This is a genomic window from Micromonospora sp. WMMD987 (assembly GCF_029581435.1).
Lineage (GTDB): Bacteria > Actinomycetota > Actinomycetes > Mycobacteriales > Micromonosporaceae > Micromonospora > Micromonospora rifamycinica.
On record NZ_CP120861.1, the window covers coordinates 4,488,028 to 4,503,055 of the forward strand.

A 15,028-nucleotide genomic window follows, 5' to 3' on the forward strand; every position below is an offset into this window, starting at 1 on the left:
GCGCCTGAGCTGTGGACGGTCGGATCGCCGGCAGCCGGTCCTGCCCTCGTCGACGCCGACCAGCCGGTCAGGAGCAGTTCTTGCCCTTGTTGATGCAGGTGACGATGCGTTGCATGGTTTGGGCGGAGTTCACGTTGACGAAGTCGTTGTGGTCGGAGAACGGGTTGTGGTTCTCCTCGGGGAACGAGTCGAGCGCATACTGACCCTTGACCTGCACGTCGCGGGCGATGTCGTAGGCCACCGTGATCCGCAGCTGCGGGATCGCCCGGAAGCCCTGCGGGCAGGCACCGGTGGCCTTGTCGGCGAACGCGACGTGGTTACGGTGGTTGTCGCTGTCGATGTTCCTGCCGTCCCAGCACCCGGGGAAGTCGTGCACCCGCTGGACCCGGCTGCCGGCGGGGCAGATCGGGTACTTGTCGGAGAGCCGGTCGGCGAAGCCCGAGCAGCTCCAGGTGGCGCGGGCGTTGGCCGGACCGCGGCTGGTCGGCTTGGCGTCGCCGGTGAGCGCCCGGAGGAACTTCGGCATCGGCACCACCGTGCTGACGGGATTGCCGCGGTACTCGATCAACACCTGCGCCGGACGGACGATGCCGCCGGTGTTGCCGGGCAGTTCGAAATCCGGCCCCTGCGGATCGGGCAGCGCGGTAGCGGCGGTCGTCGGCGCGGCGGTCGTCGGCGCATTGCCGGGCGTCGCCGGGTTGCCCGGGGCCTGGTCCAGGGTGCAGGTGGCGAGCGCGTCGAGACCCTGCGGGCGGGCGGCCTGCCGCCCGATCGCGATGGCGATCCGGTCGAGCACGGCGGTCCGCTTGGCGCGCAACGGGCCGAGGATGGCGTTGTCGACGAAGGCCGGACCGCCCTGGCCCCGGCTGGTGACGAGGCGCTCGTTGGCCTCGGAGATCTGCCGGTCCAGTTCGTCGAGGTTGCGGTTCACCTCGGCGAGCGCCCCGGCGGGCACGCCGGGGAGCTTGTCCCGCACGGTGGGGCACTGGATCCGCGGATTCGCGGCCTGGGCGGCCCTGACGCTCGCCCGGTGGGTCGCGCCGGGCATCCGGGCGTGCATGTCGTCGTAGCTGATGTCGCACTCGACCAGCGAGACCAGACCCGGCTGGCTGCCGCCGGCAGCGGTGACCGTACGGCTGATCTCCTTGATCATGGCCGCGCGGCGGGTCCGCAGCGAGTCGATGACCTGCCGGTTGAACGCGGCGTCGATGCGCCCCCGGCTGGCGGTCATCCGCTGGTTCGCGGCGGCCTGCTGACGGTCCAGCTCGGCCAGCAGCCGGTCGACGGTGGCCCGCGCTCCGCTGGGGACGGCGCGCAGCTGCTTGCCGACCGAGGGGCAGACGACCATCGGCTGGGTCTGGGCGAGAGCCTGCTGGACCTGGTTGCCGCTGCGGACGGACTTGTCGATGCGGACGACCGGCCAGAAGTAGGACGACTTGTCGCCGTTGCGGCAGGTGGTGCCGGAGGCGTCCAGGTCGGCGTCGGAGGAGTTCGCGGTGATGGCCAGGTTGCCCACGAAGTCGTGGACGTGTTCGGCGCCGTTGCGGATGCCGGGCTGGGCCACCGGGTTGTCCGGGCTGAACTTGCCGTTGCCGTTCGTGCCGCAGTCGACGATGAACCGGCCGGTCGACCCACCGGCTGCCGGCTTCGGGTTCCGCACGTTCGGCGCCACGTTCTCGATCTTGACGAACTGGTCCAGGCTGGTGGCGGCGTCCGCGGTGCCCTTGCCGCCGCTGGAGACGAAGGTGACGGTCAGCGCCCCGGTGGCCGCCAGCACGACCGCCGCCATGGCGAGCCGGGCCGGCCGCGACTGCACCAGCGGCGTCCCGTTCTTTCTGCGGTTCATCGGAATCTCCTCAAAGCCGGAAACGGCTCCGGTGATGTGTGGTCGCCCTCGGATACGGGCCGGCGGGCGGTGGAAGGTCACCGTCCGCCGGGTACGTCATGCTTCGGTAAGAAGTCCCCGCCGCGAGGTTGTGCCCGGCTGCCGCCGCGCCGGCTACCAGCCCGTCAGGAGCAGGTGGTTGACGGTGAGCGCCACCGCCGCCTGCACGGCCAGCCAGCTACGCCGGTCGGCGGGTGGGACCAGGGCCGCGCCGGCCATCAGCCAGACCGTGAAGGGCAGCCAGATGCGTTCGACCTCGGCCTTGCTGTAGCCGGACAGGTCCGCCGCGAGGATCACCGCCGTGGCGGCGAGGACCAGCAGCCACCCGGCCGGATCGGCACCCGGCCGGAGCAGGCCCGACCGAGCCAGGACCGGCTGGGGCAGGCCCGGCCGGGACAGGCCCGGCTCAGGCAGGACCGGCCGGCGCAGGACCGGCCGGCGCCACGCCACGTCCCGCCGGGCGGCCAGCACCGCACGCCGGACGATCACCGCCGCCACCGGCCCGGCGGCGACGGTGACCAGCGCGAGGTCGGCCCAGACCCAGTAGGCGTACGCCCGGTCGCTGGCGACACCCTGGTAGTAGCGTTCGATCACGAGGTGGTAGCCGGTGGGCCACCAGAAACCGGCGGCCGTGAACGCGACGACGACCGGCACCGCCCCGGTCAACACGCCACCCACCGTGCGCCAGCGCCGGTGCCGGCCGGCGAGCACGACCACCGCCAGCGCGACCGGGGCCATCAGGACCAGCCCGTAGGACAGGTAGCAGCTGAGGGCCAACAGGGTGCCGCCGGCCACCGTGCCCACCGCACGCCCCCGGACCGCCCCGTGCGCCACCAGGGCGACTCCGGTGGCGGTCACCCCGGCGAACAGCCCGTCGGCCGAGACGCCCGACCAGACCGCGCCGGGGAACAGCACCACGAACGGCACCACGGCCCGGGCCGCCTCGTCGGTGCCGAGCAGCCGTACCGTGTGCGGCACGGCGACGGCGACGAGCCCGGCCGCCAGTACGCACAGCATGCCGGCCCAACCGCCGCCGCCCAGCCCGACCCGGTCGAGCAGGACGAAGACGAGCAGTGCCCCCGGCGGGTGGCCGGACACGTGGGTGGTCCAGGAATCCGGTTGCAGGTCGAGGATCCGGCCGGCGAAGCCGGCCAGCATCGCCGGGATGTCGGTGACGCCGGGGACCTCGTGCAGGTACTCGAACTCGGTGGTCAGCCGGCCGGCGACGCCGCGCTGCCAGCCGTCGATCAGGGCGAGCGACAGCGTCCAGGCCACCGCGGTGACGTAGGAGAGCGCGAGCAGCGGCCGCCACGGCAGCCGGGCGGCCGTCGCCGGTCCGCGCCACCAGACCAGCACCGCCAGCAGTACGGCCAGCGGGGTGCCGGGGCCGACGTGCGGCAGCCACTGCGCGAACAGGGGCGCCGCGCTGGCGTGCACCGGGTGTCCCGTCAGGTACAGCACGCCGCCGGTGACGGCGGCCAGAGCGAACAGGCCGAGCGCGGCGGCGGCGGCGATCAGGTCGGCGCGCGGCGGGCGGCCGGGCGGCCGGGCGCTCACCCGCGCAGCGGTGCGTGGGCGAACTCCGCGATCCCGTCGGTGAGTCCCACCACGGCCCGGAAGCCGAGTTCGGCCTCGGCACGCGCGGGCGAGGCGACCACGTGCCGCACGTCGGCCAGCCGGAACTCGCCGGTGACCACCGGCGGACGGCCACCGGCGACCCGGGTGAGCGCGGCGGCCAGCTCGCCGATGGTGGCCGGGTGTCCGGAGGCGACGTTGTACGCCCGCCAGCCGGTACGCGTCCCGGTCGCGTCCAGCGCCGCCAGGTTGGCCGCCGCCACGTCCCGGACGTGCACGAAGTCACGGCGCTGGCCGCCGTCCTCGAACAGCCGGGGCGACCGTCCGGCCTCGATCGCGGACCGGAAGATCGCCGCGACCCCGCTGTACGGCGTGTCCCGGGGCATGCCCGGCCCGTAGACGTTGTGGTACCGCAGCGCCACCACGGAGCCGCCGGTCTGCCGGGCCCAGATCGAGGTGAGGTGTTCCTGGGCCAGCTTGGTGGCGGCGTACCCGCTGCGCGGATCCAGCGGAGCGTCCTCGTCGACCAGGCCGGGGGCGACGACGGCACCACAGGTGGGGCAGGTCGGCTCGAAGCGGGCGGCGGCCAGGTCGGCGACGGCACGCGGGGCGGGACGGACCGGCCCGTGCGCGGGACACGCGTAGGCTCCCTCGCCGTAGACCACCATGGAGCTGGCGAGCACCAGCCGGTGCACCCCGGCGCGGGCCATCGCGGCGAGCAGGACGGCCGTGCCGAGGTCGTTGCAGCCGACGTATTCCGGCAGGTCGTCCAGGTCGACGCCGAGTCCCACCATGGCCGCCTTATGGACCACCACGTCCACCCCGGCGAGCGTCCTGTCCACGGCGGACCGGTCACGCAGGTCGGCCCGGACGAGCGGAGCGCCCGCCACGGTGTCCGGCAGCGGCTGCCGGTGGGCGCCGGGGTGACCGGAGTCCAGCACGGTCACCCGGTGGCCCGCCTCGTGCAGGGTGGTCACGACATGGGTTCCGATGAAACCGGCGCCGCCGGTGACGAGTACGTGGGTCACGCGCCGACGGTAGAGCCGGGAGGTGGCCGATGCCCCCGGCGACGGCCGCCCGTCAGCGGTTCGTAAGAACTCCGCACCGACCGCTGACGCCCGGGAACACCGTCACCGTCCGGTAAGGATTTCCGGCCGGATCCTGTCCTACCGTCCGCAGCATGACCGATGTGGTTCTTCCCTGTCGCAACGAGGCGCCGGCCCTGCCCGACCTGCTGGCCCGGATGCCGGCCGGTTACCGGCCGATCGTGGTGGACAACGGCTCGACCGACGACTCGGCGGCGGTCGCCCGCGCCTGCGGCGCCGAGGTGATCAGCGTGGCCGAACCCGGGTACGGCGCGGCCGTGCACGCCGGGGTCCTGGCGGCCGACCCCGCCGACGGGGTGGTGTGCGTGCTGGACGCCGACGGGTCCTTCGACCCGGCGCAGCTGCCCCGGCTGGTCGGTCCGGTCGTCGTCGGCGAGGCGGAGCTGGGCACCGGCCGGCGTCGCCCGACCGCCCCCGGGGTGTGGCCGCTGCACGCGCGGGCCGCCAACGCCTTCCTGGCCCACCGGCTGCGCCGCACGACCGGCCTGGACATCCACGACATCGGGCCGATCCGGGCCGTCCGCCGGGACGACCTGCTGGCGCTGGGGTTGCGGGACCGCCGCTTCGGCTATCCGCTGGAGCTGCTGATCGCGGCCGGTCGGGCCGGCTGGCGGGTGGTGGAGGTCGACGTCGACTACCACCCACGGGCGGCCGGCACCCGGTCGAAGGTCACCGGCACCCTGCTCGGCACCGCCCGCGCGGTCCGGGACATGGGCGCGGTGCTGGCCCGGTGAACGGTCCCCAGGTGCTGGTGCTGGCCAAGAAGCCGGAGCCGGGCCGGGTCAAGACCCGGCTCTGCCCGCCCTGCACCCCCGAACAGGCGGCCCGGGTCGCCGCAGCCGCCCTCGCCGACACCCTCGCCACCGTCGGCGCGGCCACGGCCGGCGGGCGGATCCTGGTCGTCGACGGTGACCATCCGGCCCCGCCGGGCTGGATCCGGCTCGCGCAGCGGGGCGGCCCGCTGGGCGAGCGGCTCGCCGCCGCCTTCGCCGACACCCGCGTGGCGGGCACCGCCACCCTGCTGATCGGCATGGACACCCCGCAGCTCACCGTCGGTCAGCTCGACACGGCGGTACGGCTGCTCGGCGCGACGGACGGGCCGGACGCGGTGCTCGGACCGGCCGACGACGGCGGGTGGTGGACGCTGGGCCTGCGCGACCCCGCGCACGCCGAGGTCCTGCGTACGATCCCGACCTCGGTGGCGGACACCGGCCGGCTCACCCTGGCCGCGTTGCGCCGGCGCGGCCTGCGGGTCCACCTGCTGCCCCGCCTACGCGACGTGGACACCGCGGCCGACGCGCACGCGGTGGCCGCCGGATGCCCGGCCACCAGCAGGTTCGCCGCCGCCGTCGCGGCTCACGTACCGACCACCGCCGTGGCGGCCCACATGCCGACCGCCGCCGTGGCGGCTGCCCCTGTCGCAGCCACCGTGCCGACCGCCGCCGTGGCGGCCGGTGTGCCGTCACCCACGGCGGTCGCCCGGTGAGCGCCGTCGCGGTCTTCGACGCGGTGTTCGACCGGGCCGCCTCGGGCGTGCCCGCCGCCTTCACGGCCCGGCACCCGAGCGGCGGGGTGCTCCGGTTCGACCCGGCCGTCTGGTGCCGGGACGCCACCGCCGGGGACGCCACGCTGCTCGCCCGCTGCACCGGCCCCACCCTCGACGTCGGCTGCGGACCTGGCCGGCTCACCGGCGCGCTGCTCGCCGCCGGCCACCCGGCCCTCGGCATCGACGTCAGCGCCATCGCGGTCCGGCTGGCCCGGCGGCGGGGCGCGGTCGCGCTGCAACGCGACGTGTTCGGCCCGGTGCCGGGTGCCGGCCGCTGGCGGCACCTGCTGCTGGCCGACGGCAACATCGGCATCGGCGGTGACCCGCACCGGCTGCTGCGCCGCTGCCGCCGGCTGCTGGCGGCCGACGGTCACCTGCACGCCGAGCTGGCGCCACCGGGCACCCCCGCCTGGTCCGGTACGGCCACCGTGCAGGCCCCGGGCGACGCCGACAGCCCGCTGCCCTGGGCGTGCGTACCCCTGGACGACCTTCCCGCGCTGGCCGGGGCCACCGCGCTGCGCGTACGCGACACCTGGACGGAGGCAGGACGGTGGTTCGCCACCCTCGTCCCGGGGTGACCGGCCGACCGACCGCGTCGCGGCGGCTCACCGGCTGGTGGCGGGCGTCGTTACCGACGCCGCCGGAGGCGCTGCGGCGCGGGCCGCTGCGGCCCGGCCGGTTTCCCTCCGAGGTGCGCTCGACCCGGCTGACCAGCCAGCTCGGCGTCGCGCTCGGTGTCACGTTCACCGTCTGCTTCCTCACCGGGCTGCTCAGTCACCTGGTGCTGGACCCGCCGGGCTGGTTCGGGTGGCCGGCCCGCCCGGTGGGGCTGTACCGGTTCACCCAGGGCCTGCACGTCGCTACCGGCCTGGCCACGGTGCCGCTGCTCGGGGCCAAGCTGTGGTCGGTCTACCCACACCTGTTCCGCTGGCCGCCGGTCCGGTCGATCGCCCACGCGGTCGAACGCGCCAGCGTCGCCGTACTGGTCGCCGCGGCGCTGTTCCAGGTGGTCGGCGGGGTGCTGAACATCTCCCGCTGGTACGCGCCGATGCCGTACTTCTTCACCGCGGGGCACTACTGGGTGGCGTGGCTGGCGGTCGGCGCGCTGCTGGCACACGTCGGCGTCCAACTGCCGGCCGTCCGCGCCGCGCTCGCCCGCCCCGACGCCGGGTCGCCGGCCGACCGGCTCAGCCGGCGCGGCCTGCTCGGCGGCGTCGCCGCCGCGGCCGGTCTGGTCACCCTGACCACGGTCGGGCAGACCGTCCGGCCGCTGTCCGGGCTGGCGGTGCTCGCCCCCCGCCGGCCGGACGTGGGACCGCAGGGACTGCCGGTCAACCGGACCGCGCAGCGCGCCGGAGTGGCCGCCCTGGCGCTGGACCCGGCGTACCGGCTGGTGGTCACCGGCCCGGCCGGGCAGGCGACGCTGGATCTCGCCGCCCTGCACGCCCGGGAGCAGCACACCGTACGGCTGCCGATCGCCTGCGTGGAGGGGTGGAGCGCCACGGGACGGTGGAGCGGCGTACGCCTGCGTGACCTGGTCGCCCTCGTGGGTGGCGACCCGGAGAGGGCGACCGTCGTCGTCGAGTCGCTGGAGGTGGCCGGCCGGTACCGCACGTCGACCGTCGGGCCGGCGCACGTGCGTGACCCGCTGACCCTGGTCGCCCTGCGGTTGGGCGGCGAGCCCCTGCACCTCGACCACGGCTACCCCGCCCGTCTGATCGCCCCGAACCGGCCCGGCGTGCTGCAGACCAAGTGGCTCGGCCGGATCACCGTCCGGGAGACGCCGTGAGGATCCGGGTGGCGCTGGTCGCGGTCGGCCTGCTGACCATGGGGTACGCCGTGGTGGGCGCGCTGGTCGACCCCGACCTGTCGCCGGCCGGGGTGCTGCTCTTCCTGGCCGGTGTGCTGGTCGGGCACGATCTCGTCTGGATGCTCGGGCTGTCGGCCGTCGGCGCGCTGCTCGCCCGGTTCGTCCCGCACCGCCACCGTCCACTGGCCCGGATCGCCGCGATCAGCGCCGCCACGGTCACCGTCGTGGCGTTGCCGCTCGTGCTCGGCTTCGGCCGGTCTCCGGACAACCCCTCGGCGTTGCCGCTGCCGTACGGTCGGAACCTCGCCGTGGTGCTGCTGCTCGTCGTCGCCGCGACGGCGCTGTCGTGGCTGTGGCGAGACCGGCGACACCGGCTGCGGGCAGGCGGTAAGGATTCCGAAAGACCAGGCGGGAGCGGCCCGCCACCGGCCGGTCGGTAGCTTACCGGGATGGGACATCGGGTGTTGGTGGTCGACGACGACCCCACGGTCAGCGACGTCGTCCGGCGCTACCTGGAACAGGACGGCTGCGAGGTCCGGCTGGCCGCCGACGGGGCCGCCGGCCTCGCCGCGATCGCCGCGCACCGGCCCGACCTCGTGGTGCTCGACCTGATGATGCCCGGGATCAACGGCCTCGACGTGTGTCGCCGCATCCGTCGGCAGCTACCCGACCTGCCGGTGATCATGCTGACCGCCCTCGGCGAGGAGGCCGACCGGGTGCTGGGGCTGGAGGTCGGCGCGGACGACTACATGACCAAGCCGTTCTCGCCCCGGGAACTCGTGCTCCGGATCCGTTCGGTGCTGCGGCGTACCACCGGGCCCGCCACCGGTCCGGCGGGTCTCGGCCGGCTCGTCGACGCGGAACTCGCCGTCGACGTCGCCCGGCGCGTGGCCGAGCTGGACGGGGTGCCGCTGTCGCTGACCGTCCGGGAGTTCGACCTGCTGGTCTTCCTGATGCGCCACCCGGGGCGGGCCTGGTCCCGCGCCGACCTGCTGGACAAGGTGTGGGGCTGGCAGTTCGGCGACCAGTCGACGGTCACCGTCCACGTCCGGCGGCTGCGCGAGAAGATCGAGAAGGAGCCGGCCGAACCGCGGCGGATCTGCACCGTGTGGGGTGTCGGCTACCGCTACGACCCGCTCGACCAGGGCGGCGACCGGTGAGGGACATGCTGCTCATCGGGCTCTACGCGCTCGTCGCCGGAGGGGTCGTCGGGCTGGCCGGGGCCGGGATGCTCCGGCTGCTGCGGGGCCGCTCGATCCTGGTGCACGTGCTGGTGCTGCTCACCGTCACCGTGCTCGCCGTGGTGGTCGGCGTCGCCACCGTCGCCCGGGCCATGTTCCTGTCCCCGCACGACCTGTGGGTCGTCCTGGTCACCGTGAGCGCCTCCGCGGTGATCAGCCTCGCCGTCGGTGCCGTCTTCGGCAGCCGGCTGGCCGCCTCCGCCGTCTGGGCGCAGGCGGCCCGGGACCGGGAGCGACGGCTGGAGGCGGGACGGCGGGAACTGGTCGCCTGGGTGTCGCACGACCTGCGTACCCCGCTGGCCGGGTTGCGGGCGATGGCCGAAGCCCTCGAGGACCGGATCATCGACGACCCGGCCACCGTCGCCGAGTACCACCGCCGGATCCGGGTGGAAAGCGACCGGATGGCGCAACTCGTCGACGACCTGTTCGAGCTGTCCCGGATCCACGCGGGTGCGCTGCGGCTCGTCCCCACCACCGTGCCGCTGCGCGACATCGTGTCCGACGCGATCGCCGCGGTCGCGCCGCTCGCCGCCGGCCGGCGGATCCGGCTGGTCGCCGCGGACAGCGGCTGGCCCTCCGTCCGCGCCGGGGAACGCGAACTCGCCCGGGTGGTCAGCAACCTGCTGATCAACTCCGTCCGGTACACCCCGGAGGACGGCACCGTGCACATCGCCGCCGGTCACGAGCGCGACAGCGTGTGGTTGGCCGTCTCCGACACCTGCGGTGGCATCCCCGAGCAGGACCTGGAGCGGGTATTCGACGTCGCCTTCCGGGGCGAGCGGGCCCGCACACCGGGCGCGGCCGGCTCCGGTGGTGGCGGCGGGCTCGGCCTGGCGATCGTGCGCGGGCTCGTCGAGGCCCACGGCGGCCGGGTCGACGTGCGCAACACCGTGCGGGGCTGCCAGTTCGAGGTACGGCTACCCGTGCCGACGGGCCGGTCGTGAGGCGCGGACGGGTGGGGTCCTGACGCCCGACGCCCCCACGGCCGGGCGGCCCGCCCGCCTGCCGCGCCGGTCGTCTCGGCGCGACCGGTCGGCAACCACGACCGGCCGGCACCGTCGCCCGCCGTGACGGGTCGGCACCGTCGCCACCGGCCGGGGTCCGCACCCCGGCCGGTGGATCGTGGTCCCGGCGGTCAGACGGCCGTACGCGACCACTGCTGGTTGGCGCCGGTGTTGCAGGTGTACTGCTTGAGCACCTGACCGTCGGCGGTCGACGAGGCCGGCACGTCCACGCACTTGTTGCTGTGCCGGGCCCGCAGCTGGAAGTAGCTGCCGTTGGTGACCAGCTGGAACTGCTGGTTGGTGCCGCTGCCGCAGGTGTACTGGATGAGTTCGGCACCGTCGGCGGTGGAGGCGCTGGTCACGTCGAGGCACTTTCCGCTGTGCCGGCTGACGATGCGCCAGTAGCCGCCGCCGGCGTCGGTGAACTGCCACTGCTGCCAGGCGTTGCCGGCGTAGGTGTACTGCCCGACGCGGGCGCCGTTGTCGGTGTTCGGCTGCTGGACGTCCATCGCCTTGCCGCTGTGCCGCACGGTGACCCGGTAGTACGTCCCCGTCGACGGCGGAGGCGTCGTCGGTTCGTTGCCGACGGTGTCGCCCCACCCGTAGCGGACCCGGTCGGCGCCGGAGGTGTTACGGATGCTCAGGTTGAGGTCGGTGCCGCTGCCGCTGAGCGCGTACATCGAGTACCAGTCGTAGCCGATGGTGCCGGGCTTGCCGCCGAGGGCGGGCCAGTACGTGCCGCCCATCTGGTTGTCCCGCATCACCTGGGCCATGGCCCGGATGTGCCGGACGAAGTTGTCGGTGCTGTTCGCGTCGGCGTAGTTGCGGCCGTCGTTCATCGGCGCACCCCACTCGGTGGCCACGGCGCGGGAGGCGCAGTTGCCCAGGCGGGCCTGGATGTGGCTGCGGAAGGCGTCGTAGCTCATCTCGCTATAGAAGAACGCGTAGTGGTGGAACGAGAGCAGCGTCGCGTTGAACCGGCTGTCGTTGCAGACGTCCCGCAGGTCCTGGCTGAAGCCGGTGCCGCCGATGAGCACCCGGCCGGGCACCGCCGAGTAGTGGTAGCTGAGCCAGTCGGCCGCGACGTTGCGCCATTCCGCCGAGCTGTAACCGTGCGGCTCGTTCATCGGTTCGAAGTAGACGTTGGGGTTGGTGCCGTACGTGTTGGTCACCGTGGACCACATCGCGTTCCAGGCGGCGAGGTTGGTGATCCGTCCACCGGAGGCCGCGCCGTCCTCCCAGTACGCCAGGATGACCTTGAACCCGCGGGCGGTGGCGGCGTCGATGGCCCCCCGGTAGGCCTCCCACCAGGCCGTCCCCACGGTGTGGGTGTTGACGGGCAGCCGGACGGTGTTGACCCCCATGGTGGCGGCCATGTCGTCGTAGAGGGCGTTGGCCTTGGCCCGTACCGTCGCGTTGCTGTCGGAGGCGCTCAGGCCCTGCACCACGAGGGGGCCCTTGCTGAAGTTGTCCCCCAGCACGGCCCAGTTCATGCCCCGGAACTGACTGGTGGCGGCGGTGGCCGGCGGGGACGCGACGACGATGCCGCCGGCCAGCGCGGTCAGCGCGGCCGCCAGGGTGACCAGCAACCGGCGTGCCGACCGGGTACGCGGGGGCGCTGACCGGGAAGTCGCGGGTATCGGGGTCGCTGCTGGTCGGCATGGGACCACGGTCATGCTGCCCTCCCGGGACAATCGTCGATGTTATCGCTAACACGGCTGCGGCATGCGCAGCCCCCGAGCCCGCAGCCCCGGCCTGGTCGACGTGCCCTACGAGCCGCCGTGGCCTGCCTCCCACCGCAGTGGGAAACATGTGTTCTGGTTGTTACAGGCGCATTGCAGACAAGTGTTAGCGATCGCATCTGGGGTGTCAAGGCATCGAAGATGCTCAGCACCGGGTCCACCGTCGGCCCCGGCCGCACCGTGGCGGTGGGGGCCGACGGCGGGCGGGTCAGTGCAACCGCAGCCGCCAGTCGGCCGGCACCCGCCCCCGGGGGCCGGGGACGGGCTGGTCCAACGGACGCGAGGACGGGGCGGCCAACTCCGGCCCGTCGGTGTGCAACCGCTCCTCGGAGTAGTCCCAGAACCACGACTCACCGGGCTCGAAACTGCGGACCATCGGATGCCCGGTGGTGGCAGCGTGCGCCGTCGCGTGCTGGCCCGGCGAGGAGTCGCAGCAACCGACGTGGCCGCAGGCCGCGCAGCGACGCAGGTGGAACCACCACCCCTCGGAGGCGTCGCACTCGACGCAGCCCGGTCCACTCGGCGGCACCGCCGGATCGATCGCCGTCCCGGTCACGGCCGGTCCCTCGGGGTGGGCACTCACGGTGGTCTCCTCTCGGTCGCGGCGGCTCCGCGCCGCCGTGCTCCGGTTACCCCGGTCGGGTGAGCCGGTCGGTCGACGGACGGGGCGGTGCGCCGGTGATCCGACAATAGGGTCGACACCCGCGCCAGCGCCCGGAGGTAACCCGCGATGTCCATCACCACCGCCCAGCCCGGCAAGCCGACGGTCGTCCTCGTCCACGGGGCCTTCGCCGAGTCGGCGAGCTGGGACGGCGTGATCGCCGGGCTGATCGACGCCGGCCATCCCGCCGTGGCCCTGGCCAACCCGCTGCGCGGGGTCCGGCACGACGCCGACCACCTGCGCGCCGTGCTCACCGGTATCGACGGTCCGGTGGTCCTCGTCGGGCACTCCTACGGCGGGATGGTGATCTCCAACGTGCCCACGGCGGGCACCGGCGTGACCGCGCTGGTCTACGTCGGGGCCTTCGCCCCCGAGCCCGGGGAGAGCGCCGCCGACCTGGCCGGACGGTTTCCCGGCAGCTCGCTGGGCGAGACGCTGGCCCCCGTCGCCCTCCCCGACGGGGGCACCGACCTCTACATCCGGCAGAACCGCTACCACCACCAGTTCGCCGCCGACTCGACCGCGCAGCGGGCCGCCGTGATGGCGGTGACCCAGCGGCCGATCGCCGAGGCCGCCCTGAACGAGCCCTCCGGCGAGCCCGCCTGGCGGTCGCTGCCGTCCTGGTTCCTGTTCGGCAGCGAGGACCTCAACATCCCGGTCGCGGCCCACCGGTTCATGGCCGAGCGGGCGGGCTCGCGGCGCACGGTGGAGCTGCCCGGCGGTTCGCACACCGTGGCCATCCCGGAGGCCGCCCAGCTCGTCGCCCTCATCCGGGAGGCCGCCGACGCCACCTGACGCGCCCCGGCCCGCCGGTGGGTCAGCTCGGCCCGTCGGACCCGGTGAGCCGGCCGTCGGCCAGCCGGAGCCAGCGGCGCACGGTGATCCCGGCCAGGAACCGTTCGTCGTGGCTGACGACGACGAACGCCCCCCGGTACGCCAGCAGCGCGCTCTCCAGCTGCGCGACGCTGGTCAGGTCCAGGTTGTTGGTGGGCTCGTCGAGCAGCAGCAACTGCGGCGCGGGCTCCGCGAACAGCACGCAGGCCAGCGTGGCGCGCAGCAGTTCGCCACCGGAGAGCACGCCGACCGGCAGCCGGGCGCGGTCGCCCCGGAACAGGAACCGGGCCAGCAGGTTCATCCGGTCGGCCTCGGTCCGCGCCGGTGCGGAGGCGGCGAAGTTCTCGACGACCGTGCGGTCCGGGTCGAGCAGGTCGAGGCGCTGCGACAGGTACGCCACCCGCCCCGGTGCCCGGGTGACCGTGCCGGCGACGGGAACCTGGTCACCGGCGATCAACCGCAGCAGGGTGGACTTCCCCGCGCCGTTGGCACCGGTCAGGGCGATCCGCTCGGGGCCACGGATGTGCAGGTCCACACCGTCGCCGCCGAAGACCGACCGGCCGCCGTACCCGGCCTGGAGGCCCTCGCCACGGAACACGGTCCGGCCGGCGGGCACCGCCGGGTCGGGCAGGTCGACCACGAGCTGGTCGTCGCGCCGGGCGGCGTCGCTGGCCTGGTCCAGCCGGGCCTGGGCGTCGCGCGCCCGTGCGGTGTGCACGTCATTGGCCCTGGCCGCCGACACCTGCGCGTCCCGCTGGAGTTTGCCGGCGACGATCCGGGCCAGCCCTGCGTCGGCCAGGTTCCGCGAGGCAGTGGAGGCCCGGCGGGCCGCCCGTTCGCGGGCCTGCTGGAGTTCACGCCGCTGCCGCCGCACGTCCTGCTCGGCCTGGCGTACCTGCCGGTCGGCGACCTCCCGCTCGGCCCGTACCGCCTGCTCGTACTCGGTGAAGCTGCCGCCGTACCAGCGGATCTCACCGTGGTCCAGGACGGCGATGCGGTCCATCTCGTCCAGCAGCGCCCGGTCGTGGCTGACCACGAGCAGGCACCCCGTCCAGGAGCGCAGCACCGCGGTCAGCCGCGCCCGCGCCGCGCGGTCGAGGTTGTTGGTCGGCTCGTCCAGCAGCAGCACGTCGGGCCGTCTGAGCAGTTGGGCGGCGAGACCGAGGGACACCACCTGGCCGCCGCTGAGGGTGCCGAGCCGCCGGTCCAACGCGACGTCGGCCAGCCCGAGACGGTCGAGTTCGACCCGGGTCCGTTCCTCGACGTCCCAGTCGTCGCCGACGGTGGTGAAGTGCTCCTCGGCGACGTCCCCGGCCTCGATGGCGTGCAGCGCGGCGACGATACGGTCGACCCCCAGCACCCCGGCGACCGTCTGGTCCCGGGCGAAGGGCAGGTGCTGGGGCAGGTAGCCCAGCACTCCCTCGACGGTGACACTGCCCCCGGTCGGGCGCAGCTCACCGGCGATCAGCCGCAGCAGGGTGGACTTGCCGGCACCGTTGGCCGCGACCAGGCCGGTACGGCCACCGGGCACGGAGAACGACAGGTCGGTGAAGACCGGGGTGTCGTCCGGCCAGGCGAAGGACAGGGCGGAGCTGACGACATGACTGTCGGACATGAGGACCTC

Annotated in this window: 14 protein-coding genes; 8 read left to right on the forward strand and 6 right to left on the reverse strand. The window is 74.3% G+C overall.

Annotated elements, in window-relative coordinates:
- Positions 1-67 precede the first annotated feature (67 nt).
- The 3 genes from O7612_RS18880 to O7612_RS18890 form a co-directional block, all read right to left on the reverse strand.
- Positions 68-1,846, reverse strand: a complete 1,779-nt coding sequence (locus O7612_RS18880) for a DUF1996 domain-containing protein (protein WP_282266068.1) — start codon at positions 1,844-1,846, stop codon at positions 68-70.
- A gap of 153 nt (positions 1,847-1,999) precedes the next feature.
- Positions 2,000-3,442, reverse strand: coding sequence for a hypothetical protein (locus tag O7612_RS18885; protein ID WP_282266070.1), 1,443 nt, complete (start codon positions 3,440-3,442; stop codon positions 2,000-2,002).
- The gene (locus tag O7612_RS18890; protein WP_282266073.1) at positions 3,439-4,488 is read right to left on the reverse strand and encodes an NAD-dependent epimerase/dehydratase family protein; all 1,050 of its coding nucleotides are present in this window, start codon (positions 4,486-4,488) and stop codon (positions 3,439-3,441) included. The genes O7612_RS18885 and O7612_RS18890 overlap by 4 nt, the downstream gene beginning before the upstream one ends.
- A 152-nt stretch (positions 4,489-4,640) precedes the next feature.
- On the opposite strand from O7612_RS18890, the gene O7612_RS18895 reads away from it, so the two are divergent.
- From O7612_RS18895 to O7612_RS18925, 7 genes are read left to right on the forward strand one after another with little or no spacing between them, the layout of a single operon-like run.
- A complete protein-coding gene (locus tag O7612_RS18895; protein WP_282266075.1) occupies positions 4,641-5,300 on the forward strand; it encodes a glycosyltransferase family 2 protein in 660 nt (219 codons plus the stop codon).
- Positions 5,297-6,052 (forward strand): DUF2064 domain-containing protein, encoded by a 756-nt coding sequence (locus O7612_RS18900; RefSeq protein WP_282266078.1) that lies wholly within the window; start codon positions 5,297-5,299, stop codon positions 6,050-6,052. Before O7612_RS18895 ends, O7612_RS18900 begins: the two co-directional genes overlap by 4 nt.
- Positions 6,049-6,690, forward strand: a complete 642-nt coding sequence (locus O7612_RS18905; protein WP_282266080.1) for a class I SAM-dependent methyltransferase — start codon at positions 6,049-6,051, stop codon at positions 6,688-6,690. The genes O7612_RS18900 and O7612_RS18905 overlap by 4 nt, the downstream gene beginning before the upstream one ends.
- Entirely contained in the window at positions 6,687-7,901 is a 1,215-nt protein-coding gene (locus tag O7612_RS18910; protein ID WP_282266082.1) for a molybdopterin-dependent oxidoreductase, read from the forward strand. The genes O7612_RS18905 and O7612_RS18910 overlap by 4 nt, the downstream gene beginning before the upstream one ends.
- Positions 7,898-8,362 carry a hypothetical protein gene (locus O7612_RS18915; protein WP_282266084.1) on the forward strand — a complete coding sequence of 155 codons (465 nt, stop codon included), beginning with the start codon at positions 7,898-7,900 and terminating at the stop codon, positions 8,360-8,362. The genes O7612_RS18910 and O7612_RS18915 overlap by 4 nt, the downstream gene beginning before the upstream one ends.
- A gap of 9 nt (positions 8,363-8,371) precedes the next feature.
- On the forward strand, positions 8,372-9,082 hold the full coding sequence (locus O7612_RS18920; protein ID WP_067301554.1) for a response regulator transcription factor: 711 nt from the start codon (positions 8,372-8,374) through the stop codon (positions 9,080-9,082).
- On the forward strand, positions 9,079-10,107 hold the full coding sequence (locus O7612_RS18925; RefSeq protein WP_282266087.1) for a HAMP domain-containing sensor histidine kinase: 1,029 nt from the start codon (positions 9,079-9,081) through the stop codon (positions 10,105-10,107). Before O7612_RS18920 ends, O7612_RS18925 begins: the two co-directional genes overlap by 4 nt.
- 191 nt (positions 10,108-10,298) lie before the next feature.
- Here the strand turns inward: O7612_RS18925 and O7612_RS18930 are convergent, their stop codons facing one another.
- Together O7612_RS18930 and O7612_RS18935 are read right to left on the reverse strand one after the other, a co-directional pair.
- Positions 10,299-11,756 carry an RICIN domain-containing protein gene (locus O7612_RS18930; RefSeq protein WP_282266088.1) on the reverse strand — a complete coding sequence of 486 codons (1,458 nt, stop codon included), beginning with the start codon at positions 11,754-11,756 and terminating at the stop codon, positions 10,299-10,301.
- Between the two features lie 361 nt (positions 11,757-12,117).
- The gene (locus O7612_RS18935) at positions 12,118-12,492 is read right to left on the reverse strand and encodes a UBP-type zinc finger domain-containing protein (protein WP_282266090.1); all 375 of its coding nucleotides are present in this window, start codon (positions 12,490-12,492) and stop codon (positions 12,118-12,120) included.
- Positions 12,493-12,639: 147 nt separating this feature from the next.
- Here O7612_RS18935 and O7612_RS18940 point away from each other — a divergent pair, with 147 nt between their 5' ends.
- Complete coding sequence (locus O7612_RS18940) at positions 12,640-13,365, forward strand: alpha/beta hydrolase (RefSeq protein WP_282266092.1); 726 nt, start codon at positions 12,640-12,642, stop codon at positions 13,363-13,365.
- Positions 13,366-13,387: 22 nt separating this feature from the next.
- On the opposite strand, the gene abc-f is transcribed toward O7612_RS18940, so the two are convergent.
- Positions 13,388-15,019, reverse strand: coding sequence for a ribosomal protection-like ABC-F family protein (gene abc-f / locus O7612_RS18945; RefSeq protein WP_282266094.1), 1,632 nt, complete (start codon positions 15,017-15,019; stop codon positions 13,388-13,390).
- Positions 15,020-15,028: the final 9 nt, after the last annotated feature.

Coding starts and splice junctions, on each gene's coding strand:
- O7612_RS18880 (WP_282266068.1), bottom strand. CDS start 1,846: ATGAACCGCAGAAAGAACGGGACGCCGCTGGTGCAGTCGCGGCCGGCC.
- O7612_RS18895 (WP_282266075.1), top strand. CDS start 4,641: ATGACCGATGTGGTTCTTCCCTGTCGCAACGAGGCGCCGGCCCTGCCC.
- O7612_RS18920 (WP_067301554.1), top strand. CDS start 8,372: ATGGGACATCGGGTGTTGGTGGTCGACGACGACCCCACGGTCAGCGAC.
- O7612_RS18940 (WP_282266092.1), top strand. CDS start 12,640: ATGTCCATCACCACCGCCCAGCCCGGCAAGCCGACGGTCGTCCTCGTC.
- abc-f (WP_282266094.1), bottom strand. CDS start 15,019: ATGTCCGACAGTCATGTCGTCAGCTCCGCCCTGTCCTTCGCCTGGCCG.